This window comes from Cohnella yongneupensis (assembly GCF_042655785.1).
Lineage (GTDB): Bacteria > Bacillota > Bacilli > Paenibacillales > Paenibacillaceae > Cohnella > Cohnella yongneupensis.
In genome coordinates, this window is sequence record NZ_JBHSNC010000053.1 from 19,601 (window position 1) to 35,312 (window position 15,712).

The following is a 15,712-nucleotide window of genomic DNA, read 5'->3' on the forward strand; positions in this document are numbered from 1 at the left end:
TGTTTATCCGACATCGAGGGGACGGGATCCGTTATGATGACGCCGTTTCGCAATGAGGCTTTTACCGATTTCTCCAAGCCGGACAACAAAGCTGCTTTCGAAGGAGCTTTGCAACGCGTCGAATCTGAGCTAGGTTTGACTTATCCGATCGTGATCGGAGGCAAGCGGATCGTTACCTCCCGTACGCTTGCCTCGACGAATCCTTCGTTCTTCGAGCAGCTGGTCGGCAACGTCTGCCAGGCGGATCGCGAGCTCGCCGAGCTAGCTGTTCGTACCGCGGCGGAGACGTTCGAGACGTGGAAAGAGACGAGCGCCGCGGCGCGCGCGCGGTTGCTTTACAAGGCGGCGGCGATCATGCGTCGACGCAAGCACGAGTTCTCGGCGTGGCTCGTGTACGAAGCGGGCAAAACGTGGCCGGAAGCCGACGCCGATACGGCAGAAGCGATAGATTTCATGGAGTTTTACGGCAGGGAAATGGAGCGGATTGGAGGAGCGGGGGCACTCGTAACAATTGAAGGCGAGCATAACGAGCTGACGTATATACCGCTAGGCGTCGGCATCGTCATTCCGCCTTGGAATTTTCCTTTGGCGATAATGGCAGGAATGACGACGGCGTCGATCGTTACCGGCAACACCGTTGTCCTGAAGCCGGCAAGCCCGACGCCGGTCATCGCAGCGAAATTCGTTCAATTGCTGGAGGAAGCCGGACTGCCGCCGGGCGTCGTGAACTATTTGCCGGGACCGGGCAGCGAGATCGGGGATTACCTCGTCGAGCATCCGCTGACGCGATTCATTTCTTTTACGGGCTCGAGAGAGGTAGGGCTTGGCATTAACGAGAAAGCCTCGAAAACTTCGCCCGGGCAAAAGTGGATCAAACGCGTCATTGCGGAGATGGGGGGGAAAGACGCGATTATCGTCGATGAAGACGGCGATATCGAGCTCGCGGCCGACGCGATTACGGCATCCGCCTTCGGATACTCGGGGCAGAAGTGCTCCGCATGCTCCAGAGCGATCGTGCACGAGAGCAAGTACAACGAAGTGCTTGCCCGCGTCATCGAGAAAACGAAGCGGCTTACGATCGGCAACGCGCGCAACCTATCGACCGCAATGGGACCGGTCATCGACCGTAACGCGTTCGAGAAAATAATGGCTTATATCGAAATAGGGCGCGCCGAAGGCAGGATTGCTCATGGGGGTAATCGCGGAGCGCCGCAAGGCTTCTTCATCGAGCCGACGATTATTGCCGACGTGGATAGCAAGGCGAGGGTGTCGCAAGAGGAGATTTTCGGCCCAGTCGTCTCGTTCACGAAGGCAAGCAGCTTCGAGGAGGCTCTCGCCTTCGCCAACGATACCGATTACGGGCTGACGGGGGCTGTTATTTCAAGCAATCGCGATCATCTGGAGCTTGCCCGCAAGGCGTTCCACGTAGGCAACCTGTACTTCAACCGCAAGTGTACCGGTGCGTTGGTCGGCGTGCACCCGTTCGGCGGCTTCAACATGTCGGGAACCGACTCCAAGGCGGGCGGGCACGATTATTTGCTGCTGTTCACGCAAGCGAAAATCGTTAGCGAGCGGATGTGAGCCGGTGAGCTTTGATCAGTGTGGATAGAGGACCTCGAACGAAACGCCGCACGGTCCGCCGTCGGTGCTTACTTCGAGGTCGATCGTCGTTCCGTCGGCTTTGAATAACGGCCGATAATGCGCGTTGATATGCGTAGCCGAAGCGTTGGCATAGTGGCAAATGAACGCGCGACGGAACCGATCGTTCGTCTTGTTGCGGTACGAGCCGTGTATGAGGTTGCCGTTAAAGAAAAGCACGTCTCCTTTGTCCATGACGACGGGAATCGCCTTTTCTTCCTTGGGCGGCTTCACGTAGTGGGTCGTGAACGATTCGTTCTCGTCCGCGAGCTCGGGGCAGACGATCTCGTAGTCGCTTGTCTTCGGCACGATGAGCAGTCCGCCGTTCTGTTCGTCCGCGGGATCGACCGCCGTCCATGCCGCGATGCAGTTGCCGGGGTCGACCTGCAAATAGAAGTTATCCTGGTGTAACGCTTGACCGCGCGAACCCGGCGGCTTGTAGTAGAACATGCTTTGCGCGGCTAGCGCTTCTTCGCCGTACAAGTCGGCAAGCACGTCCATGACCGGCGTGTGCAGCATATACTTCTTAGCCGTCTCATTGAAGCGGTGAGGATGCATAACGCGCGGATAACGCTTCAGCGGATCGGCGCTTTCGTCGTTCAAAACCGGCTCGAAGTAGCCCGGGACGACGGTATGGCTCATCTCCTCGAACGTCTCCTCGATTTCGGCCAAATGCGCGCTATTGAACAAACCTCTGACTATCAAGTAACCGTTAGTTTCGAAACATTTGATCTGCTCTTCTGTCAACGATCTGTTTGATTTCGTCATGAATCGAAATCTCCTCTGTCATTAAGATGCAATCTTATTGACATCAGATTACCCCGTTCCGTATCGTAGAGGAAGTAACAAAGTTGCTATTCATTCACGCGATTGTGCTATGCCATGCGGATGATCGGAGGCTGAAGTTCAAGCGATGACCCCATACGAACCTAGTTCTGATAGTTGGGAAGGACCTATTTTCGGCGATTATTACGACAAAGGCGACGATTATAGCCACTGGCGACCCGATGGCATGCAGGATTGGTTAATCGCTTACACGCTAAGCGGTGAGGGCTATATCCGCACACCGGGAGGCGAAGTTATCTGCGGGGCCGGACAGGTTGCTTTGCTACGTGCCGGGGCTCCTCACGAATACGGAACCGTCAGAGGGAAGCGGTGGGAATTTCTATGGATTCATTATCCCGGACTACCGGAAAACAGCTATTTGACCGGCGCAGAAGTATATATCGGCACATTGCCGGAAGGAGCGGTAAGGGAGCGAGTAGAAAGCGCGTTTCGCCGCGTGCTGCAGGATTCGTTGAACAGAACCGAACTATGGATGCCGTTATGCGAGAACGCGATCCGCGAAGTGATTCTGTTGCTCGCCCAGCGTAAGGACAAGCAGTTCGATCCTCGAATCGAGCATACGTTGCAGGTGCTGAGTCGTTCGATGAAGGAAGAGATCCGAGTCGACGATATCGCCAGGCAAATCGGGTTATCGGTTTCGAGGCTTTCCCACCTGTTCAAAGAGCAGACCGGTTATTCGATATTAGAGCACGTTAACCGCATGCGGATCCGCCAAGCGGCGCTGCTTATTTCGCATCGCGGCAGAAACGCGAGCGAGGCCGCGGAGGAAGTAGGATTCAACAACTACAACCACTTCGCCGCGCAATTTCGCAAAGTTTACGGGGTTAGCCCGCGCGCATATCGCGGCGGGCGGGTGGAGTGAGGGGGGGAGCTGTCTCGCTGTAGCCACGTGTGGCGAGGTTAGAGTCGTGCGGCGCCGAGATTCGTTGCTGTAGCCACGTGTGGCGAGGTTAGAGTCGTGCGGCGCCGAGATTCGTTGCTGTAGCCACGTGTGGCGAGGTTAGAGTCGTACGGCGCCGGGTTCCGTCGCTGCAGCCTCGCGAGGCGAGGTTAGAGTCGCGCAAAGCCGGGTTTCGTAGCTGCAGCCTCGCGAGGCGAGGTTAGAGTCGCGCAAAGCCGGGTTTCGTAGCTGCAGCCTCGCGAGGCGAGGTTAGAGTCGCGCGAAGCCGGGTTTCGTTCGGTAGCCTCGCGAGGCGATGTTCCATCCCTTACAAAATCCGTTCGCCGAGCAACGAGCAGATGAGCTCCATGGCCAAATTCGCCGTCTTGTTCCCGGAGTCGTGAGCGGGACTGACCTCTACGAACTCGGCCGAAGTCACGATGCCCGATTCGCCTAGCATCTCCATAGCGAGGTGCGCTTCGCGGTAACTGAGCCCGCCTTGGACCGGCGTGCCGGTGCCCGGAGCTTCCCCCGGATCGACGCTGTCGATATCGAAGCTAAGATGGACGCCGTCCGTGCCGTTGCCGGCGATGCGAATCGCTTCCTCCATAATGTGGCTCATGCCTTTGCGGTCGACGTCGTACATCGTGAAGCAGGTCATATTACCCGCCTTAATATAGGCTTTCTCCCCGGGATCGAGCGACCTCGCGCCGATCAGCACGACATTCTCCGGCTTGATTTTCGCTCCGGCGCCTCCGATGCCCGTCAACCTTGCATCCCCTTCACCCAAGCTCACCCGAAGCGACATGCCGTGGATGTTGCCCGATCCGGTCGTCTCCGGCGTGTTCAGATCGGAATGCGCGTCGATCCAGATGACGCCGAGATTGTTATAATGCTGCGCGACGCCCGCGATCGTGCCGATAGCAATGCTATGGTCGCCGCCGAGCACGAGAGGGAATTTCCCAGACGATATTACGCGGGATACTTGTTCGGATAACGCTTCGTTGACGGCTATAACGTCCGCTAAATTTTTCAAATTGTCGGACGCCTGATCTATTTCCGAGGTTGCCGTGTAACGGATGGCACCCGCGTCTTCGCTGGCCATGCCTAGCGATTGTAGTCGTTGTTCAAGTCCGGCTTGGATGATGGCCGAGGGTCCCTCGGTCGCGCCTCTGCGTCCGGCACCCAAATCGAAAGGGACGCTCAAGATCGCTATTTCTTTAGGTAAAGTCATGAAGGCGAGCTCCTTCTCTGAGAGGAATAAGCCGTAGCCGGCTTCCGGTTGCTCCTCTCATCATACCACGAATCGGCTCCAAGCTCGACGCCGGGGCGCCAATCGCCGCGCGGAATTTCGACGAAACGGCCCGTTTTTAGCGCCATAGGAAGGTTCCGTCGTTTTTCAATTGTCGATCGAACGGGTATAATAGGAAGGTTCTTACTCAACTAGAAGGTGACTATTATGGCCGGAATTAAAATCGTGACCGATTCGACGACCGATCTCCCTAAGGAGCTCTTAAGCAAATACGACATAGAAGTGATTCCCCTCTCGGTGTACGTAGGCGGAGAAACGTATTTGGATAGCGTTACGATTACCCCTCTGGAGTTCATCCAGAAAATGAAAGGAAGCTCCGAGCTGCCCAAAACGTCGTTGCCGCCGGTCGGCGTCTTCGTCGATACGTACAACCGTCTTGGCGAGAATGGCGATACGGTTATTTCCATTCATTTGACGAGCGGACTTAGCGGTACATACAACGCCGCTTGTGTCGCCGCGGAAATGTCGACGAGCAAAGTGGAAGTCATAGACTCGCAGATGATTTCGCAAGCGCTCGGATTCCAAGTGATCGAAGCGGCGCGAATGGCGCGCGATGGTCAACCGGTATCGAGCATCGTGGCGCGGTTAAAGGAGATTCTGTCGCATACGTCTTTGCTCGTCGTCGTCGATACGCTCGACAACTTGATCAAAGGCGGGCGCATCGGCAAAGCCGCCGGTTGGATCGGGTCGCTGCTCAGCATCAAGCCGATCGCCATGCTCGACAAAGGCGTCTACACGCCGGTCGCGCGCGTGCGCAACATGTCGCAAGTGATCAAAGCGCTCATCGAGCGGTTCGAGCAAGACATCGCCGGCAAAACCGTCCGCGGCATCGCTATCTCCCATGCGGACAATTTGCCGCTCGCCGAGAAGCTGACGGAGCAGATCGCGCGCTTTACTTCCGCGCCGGTCATGGTTCGTCCGGCGACTCCGGTCATTACGACGCATACGGGTCCGGGCGCGCTCGGATTTATGTATTACGCGGACTGACAGCCTTACGCAGCAAGCCCCGACCGTCTTCGGACGGCGGGTTTTTTTGCGTTTTCGGAGTATAAGCCGTTGCGCGGGCGGGACAATACGCACAGTGCCAGTATATTCCGGAAAGACGAAGGAGCGGATCGCGATGTCGAGCATACAAGAGAAAATCGCGCGGAGGCTGCAGGTCAGAAGCCGCATTGACGTAGAGACGGAAATAGATAGACGGGTTAAGTTCATGGAGGACTATCTCGTTCGGACGGGGGCTAAGGGATTCGTGCTTGGCATGTCGGGAGGGCAAGATTCCACGCTCGCCGGCAAGCTCGCGCAGCTTGCGATCGACGCGATCAACGAGGCGGCGCCTTCCGGCAAATATTCGTTTTTGGCCGTTCGTTTGCCGTACGGCACGCAACGGGACGAAGACGACGCGCAGGACGCCATTCGATTCATCCGTCCGTCGCGTATCCTAACCGTCGATATCAAACCGGCGGTCGACGCGTCGGTGAAGGCGTTCGAACAAGCGACGGGCGAGACGTTAAGCGATTTTCTACGGGGCAACGTGAAGGCGCGCGAGCGAATGAAAGTGCAGTACGACTTAGGCGCCCATTACCGCTTGCTCGTGCTGGGAACGGATCACGCGGCGGAGGCGATTACCGGTTTTTATACGAAACACGGCGATGGCGCGTGCGACTTGGCGCCGATTTACGGCCTGAATAAGCGCCAAGGCAGAGAACTGCTCAAGCGCCTGGATTGCCCGAAGCATCTCTACGAGAAAAAGCCTACCGCGGATTTGGAAGACGAGAAGCCGGGACTGCCGGATGAAGACGCGCTTGGGTTAACTTACGAGCAATTGGACGACTTTCTAGAGCTCAAGACCGTCCCCGACGATGTTCGGGAGAAGATCGAGCAGCGCTACGCGGCATCCGAACATAAGCGCCAAGGCCCGGTGACGTTATACGATGATTGGTGGCGATAGCACGAAGAAAGTTTAACCAACCCGCGCATATTTTACATGCTATCGGCTCACACTAACCCGAATCTACTATCGGGAAGCGTGGGCTGATTTGCATGTGCAACCGCTATTCATTAACGGCAGAACTGTCCGATTTGACGGACGAATTTCGTATCGATCGCGTACATATCCCTTACAACCAGCGCTACAATATCGCGCCGACGCAGCTCGTTCCGGTCATCGAGCAAATGGGGGAAGAGCGGTGCTTGAACCAGCAACGCTGGGGATTGATGCCGTATTGGGGGAAAAGCTCGGTCAACACGAGCTTGGATTCGCTGGGCGATAAGCCGTATTTAGGGTCGATGCTGAAGAAGAAGCGTTGCGTCGTGCCGTGCAGCGGCTTCTACATCTGGAAACAAGAAGGGAAAGTCCGGCGCGCTTGGCGGGTCGTTCACCGCGAACAACGGACTTTCGCGATGCCAGGCATGTACGACGTATGGCTCGATTCCGAAAAAAACGAATTTCCGATGTGCACAGTCATTACGGCGGGTACCGCTTTCGGAACGGATCATGCGCTTCCGATCGTATTGGACGATTACGCAATGGATATGTGGCTCAACCGGGACGAGACGAGAATCGAATCGTTGATCGGCATGCTGCACGCGTTGCCCAGAGCCGATTTTCATATGTATCCGGTTACGCCGCTCGTCGAGAGTTTAACGTGGGATACGGCGGATTATATGGCCGAGCTATCCCCGGATTTTCCGCTTGTGAAAGTTTGATGCCATGCAAAAGCCGCCAATCCCGTCATCTCGACCGGGTTGGCGGCTTTATGTCGCAGTATCGCAGTTCATCTTTAAATGTTAACCCGCAAGAAACGTCGTCAGTTCGTCGGGAAGCTCGATCTCCGTATCGTCATAGTGGTCGTACGTTACGGTTAGCGTTTGAGAGATGGTCATGTTGGTCTGTTTAATTTTGCTTTCGGCGGTAGGGATGCCGAATTTCAACTTCACGACTTGATCCATCGAGATCGATCGAATAAGAGAAGTCCGTTCGTCGAAGACGATTTCCAGGTCGTTCATATCGACGGATTGAACTTCGATATCGAAGTCCGTCCCCTGTTCCATCGTTTTGGCGTTGTCAATTAAATATTGGGCGATCGCGAGCTTCGTCTTCTCCGTCGGCTCGGTGACGACTAAACGGGTTGCTCCGTCCTTCGTTTTGACCGTCATTCGGTTAACGTCGTCGAGCAGCAAATTCAAATAGACGCTCGGGTTGTCGTAATCCATCATTAACGATCCGCCGAGCTGGGATTTGATGTCCGGATCATCGAGTAGCATCCATTCCATTTCTAATTTGTCGGACTGCATGTAGTAATCTTCGCCGTCTATATACAGCCTAGTGTCAATCGATGTGACCGGATTTTTAATATTGCTGTCCATATAATATTGATTCTTATCTTTTGCGATTTGAACGTTCGTGCTTGCGGTTTGCTTGACCGATACCGCATCCATATCCGTTTTCTGCGAAGCGTTCATATGAACTTGAAAATGATCCGCTTGCTCGTGGGCCGCAATCGCTTGCTCAAGAGTGTCCTCCGGCGTGATACGGGCTCCGCACGAACAAAGCATAAGCAATAGAACCGCGGCGATCGACAATTTGGTATACAAGTAAAATCTACTCCTCATTCTAGGTATGCTACATCATTCGCGATTGGAGCTTTCTTTTCCTCTGTTTGGACAGGTATCAATATTTTCCTAAAGATTGAAATCGACGCTCCCGAGGCATCCTGTACGTTGTACGTAAAGGTCGAGGAGTGGATTCCTGTGTCCGATGTCAAACTGGCGGTCATCTATTATAGCTCTACCGGAACGAATTATCAGTTAGCGCAGTGGGCGGCCGAAGGCGCGAAACAGGCCGGGGCAGAGGTTAAAATATTTCGCGTTCCCGAGCTAGCGCCCGAAGCCGCGATCGCGGCGAACCCTGGATGGAAGGCGCATGTCGATGCGACCAAAGACGTGGCTGTCGTAACCAACGCGGACATGGAATGGGCGGACGCGTACATCTTCTCCGTACCCACCCGATTCGGCGGCATGGCCGCGCAGATGAAGCAGTTCTTCGATACGCTCGGCGGGCTTTGGTTCACCGGCAAACTGGCCAACAAAGTCGTCAGCGCCATGTCGAGCGCGGGTAACGCGCATGGCGGTCAAGAAGCGACTATCTTGTCGCTGTATACGTCGATTTATCATTGGGGCGGCATTATTGCGGGGCCGGGTTATACCGATCCAGTCATGTTCGCGGCAGGAGGAAATCCGTACGGCGTTAGCGTGACGGTCGGCCAGGACGGCAAAATGGTCGAAGACGTCAAGGCGGCGGTCATCCATCAAGGCCAACGTACCGCGACCGTCGCGGGTTGGGTGAAAAAGGGTCTGCAAGGATAATGCACATAGCCAAGCGGATGAAAACTGTGCGAAGCCGCACAGTTTTTTTGCGTTCACCTTAACGATTCGACTTTTTTGCGCGCCATTCGACAACCGAGGCTACTGCATGGCCGGTTTCTCATGTATAATTGGGCTAACATCATCGGCATGGAGGGAATCCGTTGGCGCAGTTATACTACAAGTACGGCACGATGAACAGCGGCAAATCATTCGAAATCATCAAGGTTGCCCACAATTACGAAGAACAAGGCAAACCGGTCATTATATTCACTCCGTCGATCGATACGAGAGGCGGCACGGACCAAGTCGGGTCGCGCGTCGGAATGACTCGCCCGGCCATTCCGGTCGATTCGAGCACCGATCTCTATGAGCGCGTTAAATCGTACGAACCGGAGTCGGATAATAAAAGAATTTATTGCGTTCTCGTGGACGAGGCGCAATTCCTTAATAAACGCCAAGTGCTGGAGCTTACGCGCATCGTCGACGAGCTTGGGATACCGGTTATGGCGTTCGGATTGAAGAACGATTTCCAGAATAAGCTGTTCGAAGGAAGCTACAACCTTCTCATCCAAGCCGACAAAATCGAGGAGATCAAGACGATCTGCTGGTATTGCGACCGCAAAGCGACGATGGTCATCCGTTTCCGGGACGACATTCCCGTCAACGAAGGCGAGCAGATTCATATCGGCGGCAACGAAGACTACAAGCCGGTATGCCGGCGATGCTATAACAACGCGTTCAAGCAGCAATAGACGGGGGAACAGCGCCTCGAACGAAGGAGCCTGCGGATGCTGTTCGTGTGGATTGCATTATGGGCGGTAGCCATTATCGTATGGCTGTCAGAGCCGAGATCGCCGGTTAATCGGCGTCTCGGCTTGCTTGCGTTCAGCGGCGGGGCCGGGGCGTGCGCGGCGACGCTTGCCAATGTCGTCATTCCGACGCTCGAGGACGGAGGGACGTTGGCGCATGCTTTGTATAACGTCCAAGCTCTATCGTCGCTATTTTGCTATTACGGCGTACCGTACGCATTTTTGCTATTCGCGCTTGCCTATCGTCCGGTTGTGCTTTCTTACATGCTAGCAAAGCTTGTCCCGGTCGTGCTCCTAGTGCCGATCGCCGGGTTCGTACTATTAACGCCGCCGTACAACGAGGTAAAGCCGGTCACGTTCGAAGCGATCGTCTGGTGGGCGATTCCGCACTTCGCGATCGGCGCATGGGCGGTCCTTTCGAAAAAAACGCAGCATTACGCGCGTTCAAGCTCCCACTGGATCATTTGCCTTGCCGTACTGCCGCCGACGCTATTCGCTATGCTGATGAGCTACGTGTTGCCTAGTCTCGGGATGCGGCAAATGTGGCGGTTCAACACCTGGTTCGTAGGGATGGGCATAGCCGTCTTCGTGATCGGGCTGTTTACTTACGGATTTCTCGGGGTGCGCGTCCTTATTGATCGGCGGAGACTCGATTCGACGTTGCGCGCGGTAACGTCCGGCACGGCGATTCTGCATCATGCGATCAAGAACGACGTCGGCAAAATGCGGTTGTTCGGCGAAAAAATGAAAGCTTACGCGGAGTCTACCGACCAAAGGGAGCTGCTCGAAGACGTTAACGCGGTTATGAACGCATCGCGGCACATTCAAGAGATGATCTCCCGCGTGCACCGCCGGACGGAGGATTTGATCATTCGTCCGGTCGAGACCGAGCTCGGCGACTTGATTCGAAGCGTCATCAAATCGTGCGAGCCTAAGCTTGAGTCGATACGGGTAAGTATTGAAGTTCCGGCCGGTTGGCGTTGCAACGTGGACGCGGCGCAAGTCGGAGAAGCGATCCATAACGTTATCGCGAACGCCATCGAAGCGATGAACGGAGCGGGAACGCTTCAAGTGTCGCTTCGCGCCAGCAAGCGGGAGCTGACGGTTGAAGTCCGCGATTCGGGCGGCGGCATGGACAAGACGCAGGCGCGCAAAGCGCTGGAGCCGTTCTATACGACAAAACGCGGACAGGATACGAATTTCGGACTCGGCTTGCCTTACGCTTATTACGTGATGCGAAAGCACGGAGGAGATTTGCTCGTTCGCAGCCGAGTAGGGGAAGGCACGAGCGTCATGTTTACTTTTCCGAAACGGAGCATTGCCGCGATGCATGCGGTTGTAGATCCAGTCGATTTCGGGAGGTCAGCGAATGTCTAAGATCAATGTATGGTTCGTCGAGGACGACCCGGACTGGCTACGCGTCTTGTCCGCTTATCTTGGGAATCAGCCGGACATCGGCATCGTCTTCTCCGCCAGTCGGCCGGAAGAAGTCAGGCAAGCGCTCGTTTCCGACAATCCGCCGCCAGCCGACGTTGCGCTCATGGACATCATGCTGGACGGGGTGCCCGAAGGCATAGCGCTCGCGGAAGAGGTTTCGCTCGCGACAGGCGCCAGAGTCATCATGCTGACCTCGATGGAAGAGAAGGACTTGATTTTCCGCTCGTTCCAAGCCGGAGCGATCGATTACCAGATCAAATCCGATTTCGAATCTTTGCCCGATGCGATCCGCGCGGCGGCAAGGCGACAGTCTCCGATAAGTCCGGCAGCCGCGGAACGAATGCGGGAGGAGTTCCGGCGCCTTAAACGAATCGAGCGTGAATTCGAAGTGAAGACGATGCAGGATAAGCTGACGCCCTCGGAGCTTCAACTGCTGGAGTTGGTCGATCAAGGCTACTCGCAGTCCGAGATGGCGAACAAGTTATTCGTCTCCATACGGACGGTGAAAAACCACATTAACCATATTTTGAAGAAGCTGAAGGTTACAGGCTCGAAGGATGCCGCAAGACAGGCGAAGGAGCTTGGTTTGCTGGGAGCCGAAGCCGACCGCGATGAACGAAACCGCACGATCGAAGGAAAAGATTATGATAAAAACTAAGTTGTATCAAGGTTACAATTTAATACAAAACAGTTATTAAGGAGTAATAAATTGAAACCCAACCAAGTAAGAAAAATATATATGGGTATAAGCCTATTTGTTTCTTTTCTTCTTTTAGCAGGATGCAAATATGTGGGGGATGTTAAACATCATCCTGTATCCAATTTAGAGGATATAGAACATTTATTTAGCGGCCCATTTTTAATAACAACTAAAGGTTATGTCATAATTCAAAAAGATCAGTTGATTCATGCTAATGATACGGATGATGGATCATTTGAAACCGATACCACTAAATTTGTTCAAATTGATAAATTAGATAGCGTTGTAAAAGTTGTCAGAGGTGAGAGTCGAAACTTTGCACTAAAAAAGAACGGAAGTATATGGTTTTGGGGAGAACCACTGAAGTATGTACAGGAAGGTTTATTTGATTCCCATCCTCAAGTTAAAACGGCAACAAAATTTCCCTATGCCGATGAAGTTATAAATTTATGGGGATCAGGTGATGGATTTATTTATCAAAAAAAGGATGGAACCGTTTGGGGTTGGAAAGCCTCAGATTGCCAACTTCCAACGAATAATGAAATGGCTAGCACCAAATTAGTAAGCCATCAGGAATTAAAAAAATCCCAGTTAGCTGTACACCCATATGAATGGTTAGATAATGCAAAAGTAGTTGGGAGTTGTATGACCGGAATTAAAAGTAACGGAACGGTTTGGGAGACATATGACGGATCACCTTATATGGTTATTGGATTACATGACATTGTCGATCTTCAAGAAGGAGAAGACTATCATTTTTCATTAGATAAAAATGGAAATGTGTGGACTTGGGGGACTGCAAAGTCGGATGACTACCAGCTTGTGGGAGTAGATGTGGTGCCTATAATACCTGACTCGCGGGGCATTAAGACGGTGCAGAAGCCAATTCTGCTTATGGATCATGTAATGAAAATCAGCGGTGCTTTTGGACTTAAAGACGACGGCACTGTATGGTATCTAGGTGATCAATCAAGACTGGCTATGCTTCATGACATTAGAGAAATAGGCGGAGATGCCTATAAAGTAGTTGCACTTGCAAACAACGGGGAGTTATTTGATGGTGATCCCAATGGTGATTCACTTAAATTATATCCCTAAGAGCATATTAGCTTTCTTCTTGCCGCGTAAATCGCGGCTTTTTTTATTTAATGGGATAATGCTGTTGTCATTTTTGAATGACAAGAACTTTATCCCATTCACGATTTTGACAAGAACCCACACATCAATATTTCGGCGGTACCACGAATAGTTGGTACTATTTTTTTTGCGCCATTTTTCTAGAATGAAGGTGTGGAGATGCTAGTAGCATCGACTGGAAAGGAAGTGGCGAAGGTGGCATTCGAACCGTTCACATGGGCGCATGGAGTAGGAATTGCGATGGCGGCAGCGCTGGCAATCGGCATTATCGGGTACCGGCGGCGACTGAGACGTTCCGGCATGGACAACATCGCGAGGAAAGCTCTTGCCGCGATTCTGATCGGAAGCGAGGTCTCGCTCTATAGCTGGTACACGCTGACGGACAACTGGGGACTGTATTCGCTTCCTTTTCAGCTGTGCAGCATTATGGTTTGGGTGTCGGCGGCGTTGCTGCTCACCAGAAATAAGAAATTATACGAGATCGCCTTCTTTCTTGGCATACTGGGCGCACTGCAGGCGCTCCTGACACCGGACTTGGATGCGACGTACTACGAATTTCGCTACTTTCACTTCTTCCTCGCTCACGGAGCCATCATCTCGGCGAGCATTTACATGACGGCGGTGACGGGTTGGCGACCGACCGCGGCTTCGGTCTTCCGAGCGATCGGATGGTTGCACGTTCTGGCCGTTCCGGCAGCGATCACGAATGCATTGGCGGGAACCAACTTCATGTTCCTCGCTCGCAAGCCAAGCTCGGGTTCGTTATTGGATCTGCTATCGCCGTGGCCTTGGTACTTGTTGCAATTAGAAGTCGTAGCGCTGCTTATGTGCTTCGCGCTGCTTGGAATCGTCCTCGGCATCGATGCGGTAATCAGAAGGTTAAATCGGTATACACCCCTACATGGAGGTAGATCGTAATGGAAACTATCGTTCGCAAGCACTGGACTTCTCTACTCGGCGTGTTATTCGTCTTATCGGCGTTCATTACATTGTTCAAATATTCTCTCGATGAGGGTTGGATTACGGATGTTATGAAAATCGGATTCGGTTTGCTCTGCGGCACCGGCTTAAGCGTAGCCGGACTTGAGGCGTCGCGGAAAAGACGGTCCGCTTACGTCAGCCAAATCGTGCTCGGTCTTGGCGCCTGCGTACTATACGCTACGTTCTCGTTCGCCGGCATCTATTACGGTCTGTGGAGTCCGATGACCGTGCTCATCGGCATGACGGCAGTGACCGCGGGCGTAACGGCGTTCTCTTATCGCTTCGGTTCCCGCCTGCTCATGAACATTTCGCTTGCCGGCGGATTGTTATCCCCGTTGCTCATGCAACCGGAGACGGATCAAGTGTTCAGCCTCTTCATTTACTTGTTTGTCATCAATGCCGCTTTCTTCTCGATCAGCGTGGCCAAAAGATGGAGCGAGCTGCGAGTTCATGCGTTCATCGGAACGTGGATCATATATGCAGCGTATTTCGTCCACTATAATCCGCCGGTTGACGGATTGTGGAGCATGCCGCTTCGGTACGCGTTGGCCGCCTTTGCGTTCTATGCGATCGGATTTATGATCGCTTCGTGGAGAAGCAACCGTTGCTTCGACGGTTGGAGCATGTATTTAAGCTTAGCCAACGGAATTCTGTTCGGCTGCTGGGCGATCAATATTTTGCAAGACGATCTTCCTTATTCCGTCGTCATCGCGTTGCTTGGAGCAGTCTTCATCGGTACTGGAATGTTCATGCTACGTCTGGTCGGCAAGGCGGATTCGGCTTCCGTCAGCCATATGTTAGCTGGTATGTTGCTCCTTCTGCTGGCCTCCTCTAGTCTCGGCAGCGGGCTCGAAGCAAAACCTTTGGTGAACGTATTCGTATGGGGCGGTATCGCAGGACTGCTCGCCTTGGTTGGGCAAGTCAAGCATTGGATGTCCGCTGCAATTGCATCCGTCGTGATATGGACGGTCGTAGGCATCTATTGGTTCGTCGAAACTTGGGATGCGCCAAGAGGGGAATGGTTCGGCACGTTCATTCCGTTCCTGAACTGGGGGGCGATGGCTTGGGTGTTGCTCGCAGCCATCGGATTCTACTACGCGATGCGCGGAATCGTCGTGAGATCGACCGATAATTCGGCATACGTGATGTCGATGCTGTTCGCTCTGCTAAGCCATCTAATCGTCGGCGGGCTGTTGACCGTACAAATTCAGAACGTGTTCCTCGTCTATTTCGACGAATATTCGGATCAATTGCTGCAGCTATCACTGACCGTATCGTGGGGGATTTACGCGTTGCTTCTATACTTGTGGGGTGCTCATCAACGGCAAATCCTGTTCCGGATTTTCGGATCCGTCGTCTTGGTTCTCGTAGCTATCAAGGCAATCTTCATGGATCTTCAAGGCGAAGAAGCGTTATACAAAGTTTTCGTGCTGCTCGTGCTTGGCGGAATCTCGTTCTTAATTACTTGGGTAAACGCGAAGTGGCGTCAAGAGGAAGGCAATCCGCAATCGGATATTAGCAACGGCTGAGAGAATCGCGAGTTTCAGGTCGGTGTGGCAAAAGCAACGATTTCGTTCTATCCACGGTAGCTTAGATGGTTGTACAAT

Annotated in this window: 15 protein-coding genes; 12 read left to right on the top strand and 3 right to left on the bottom strand. The window is 53.5% G+C overall.

The window, feature by feature from the left end; genetic code table 11:
* Window positions 1-33: 33 nt before the first annotated feature.
* Window positions 34-1,581, top strand: a complete 1,548-nt coding sequence (gene pruA, locus ACFPQ4_RS18060) for an L-glutamate gamma-semialdehyde dehydrogenase (protein WP_378113282.1) — start codon at window positions 34-36, stop codon at window positions 1,579-1,581.
* A gap of 15 nt (window positions 1,582-1,596) precedes the next feature.
* Here the strand turns inward: pruA and ACFPQ4_RS18065 are convergent, their stop codons facing one another.
* Complete coding sequence (locus tag ACFPQ4_RS18065) at window positions 1,597-2,406, bottom strand: phytanoyl-CoA dioxygenase family protein (protein ID WP_378113283.1); 810 nt, start codon at window positions 2,404-2,406, stop codon at window positions 1,597-1,599.
* A gap of 145 nt (window positions 2,407-2,551) precedes the next feature.
* Between ACFPQ4_RS18065 and ACFPQ4_RS18070 the strand changes: the two genes are divergently transcribed.
* Window positions 2,552-3,346, top strand: coding sequence for a helix-turn-helix domain-containing protein (locus ACFPQ4_RS18070; RefSeq protein WP_378113285.1), 795 nt, complete (start codon window positions 2,552-2,554; stop codon window positions 3,344-3,346).
* A gap of 346 nt (window positions 3,347-3,692) precedes the next feature.
* On the opposite strand, the gene rocF is transcribed toward ACFPQ4_RS18070, so the two are convergent.
* On the bottom strand, window positions 3,693-4,598 hold the full coding sequence (gene rocF / locus ACFPQ4_RS18075; RefSeq protein WP_378113286.1) for an arginase: 906 nt from the start codon (window positions 4,596-4,598) through the stop codon (window positions 3,693-3,695).
* Between the two features lie 225 nt (window positions 4,599-4,823).
* On the opposite strand from rocF, the gene ACFPQ4_RS18080 reads away from it, so the two are divergent.
* The 3 genes from ACFPQ4_RS18080 to ACFPQ4_RS18090 all read left to right on the top strand — a co-directional run bounded on the left by ACFPQ4_RS18080 (window position 4,824) and on the right by ACFPQ4_RS18090 (window position 7,382).
* Entirely contained in the window at window positions 4,824-5,663 is an 840-nt protein-coding gene (locus ACFPQ4_RS18080; RefSeq protein WP_378113287.1) for a DegV family protein, read from the top strand.
* A 133-nt stretch (window positions 5,664-5,796) separates the two neighbouring features.
* A complete protein-coding gene (gene nadE / locus ACFPQ4_RS18085) occupies window positions 5,797-6,624 on the top strand; it encodes an ammonia-dependent NAD(+) synthetase (RefSeq protein ID WP_378113288.1) in 828 nt (275 codons plus the stop codon).
* Window positions 6,625-6,716: 92 nt separating this feature from the next.
* Window positions 6,717-7,382, top strand: a complete 666-nt coding sequence (locus ACFPQ4_RS18090) for an SOS response-associated peptidase (protein WP_378113289.1) — start codon at window positions 6,717-6,719, stop codon at window positions 7,380-7,382.
* Between the two features lie 81 nt (window positions 7,383-7,463).
* Here ACFPQ4_RS18090 and ACFPQ4_RS18095 read toward each other — a convergent pair whose 3' ends face one another.
* The gene (locus ACFPQ4_RS18095) at window positions 7,464-8,270 is read right to left on the bottom strand and encodes a hypothetical protein (RefSeq protein ID WP_378113290.1); all 807 of its coding nucleotides are present in this window, start codon (window positions 8,268-8,270) and stop codon (window positions 7,464-7,466) included.
* A 156-nt stretch (window positions 8,271-8,426) separates the two neighbouring features.
* Between ACFPQ4_RS18095 and wrbA the strand changes: the two genes are divergently transcribed.
* The 7 genes from wrbA to ACFPQ4_RS18130 all read left to right on the top strand — a co-directional run bounded on the left by wrbA (window position 8,427) and on the right by ACFPQ4_RS18130 (window position 15,634).
* A complete protein-coding gene (gene wrbA, locus ACFPQ4_RS18100) occupies window positions 8,427-9,041 on the top strand; it encodes an NAD(P)H:quinone oxidoreductase (protein WP_378113291.1) in 615 nt (204 codons plus the stop codon).
* Window positions 9,042-9,202: 161 nt separating this feature from the next.
* On the top strand, window positions 9,203-9,793 hold the full coding sequence (locus ACFPQ4_RS18105) for a thymidine kinase (RefSeq protein ID WP_378113292.1): 591 nt from the start codon (window positions 9,203-9,205) through the stop codon (window positions 9,791-9,793).
* 36 nt (window positions 9,794-9,829) lie between these two features.
* Entirely contained in the window at window positions 9,830-11,227 is a 1,398-nt protein-coding gene (locus tag ACFPQ4_RS18110; protein ID WP_378113293.1) for a sensor histidine kinase, read from the top strand.
* Window positions 11,220-11,945, top strand: coding sequence for a response regulator transcription factor (locus ACFPQ4_RS18115; RefSeq protein WP_378113294.1), 726 nt, complete (start codon window positions 11,220-11,222; stop codon window positions 11,943-11,945). The genes ACFPQ4_RS18110 and ACFPQ4_RS18115 overlap by 8 nt, the downstream gene beginning before the upstream one ends.
* Before the next feature lie 51 nt (window positions 11,946-11,996).
* A complete protein-coding gene (locus ACFPQ4_RS18120; protein ID WP_378113295.1) occupies window positions 11,997-13,085 on the top strand; it encodes an RCC1 domain-containing protein in 1,089 nt (362 codons plus the stop codon).
* Window positions 13,086-13,283: 198 nt separating this feature from the next.
* Window positions 13,284-14,042, top strand: coding sequence for a YwaF family protein (locus ACFPQ4_RS18125; protein ID WP_378113296.1), 759 nt, complete (start codon window positions 13,284-13,286; stop codon window positions 14,040-14,042).
* Complete coding sequence (locus tag ACFPQ4_RS18130; RefSeq protein ID WP_378113297.1) at window positions 14,042-15,634, top strand: DUF2339 domain-containing protein; 1,593 nt, start codon at window positions 14,042-14,044, stop codon at window positions 15,632-15,634. Before ACFPQ4_RS18125 ends, ACFPQ4_RS18130 begins: the two co-directional genes overlap by 1 nt.
* Window positions 15,635-15,712 lie beyond the last annotated feature (78 nt).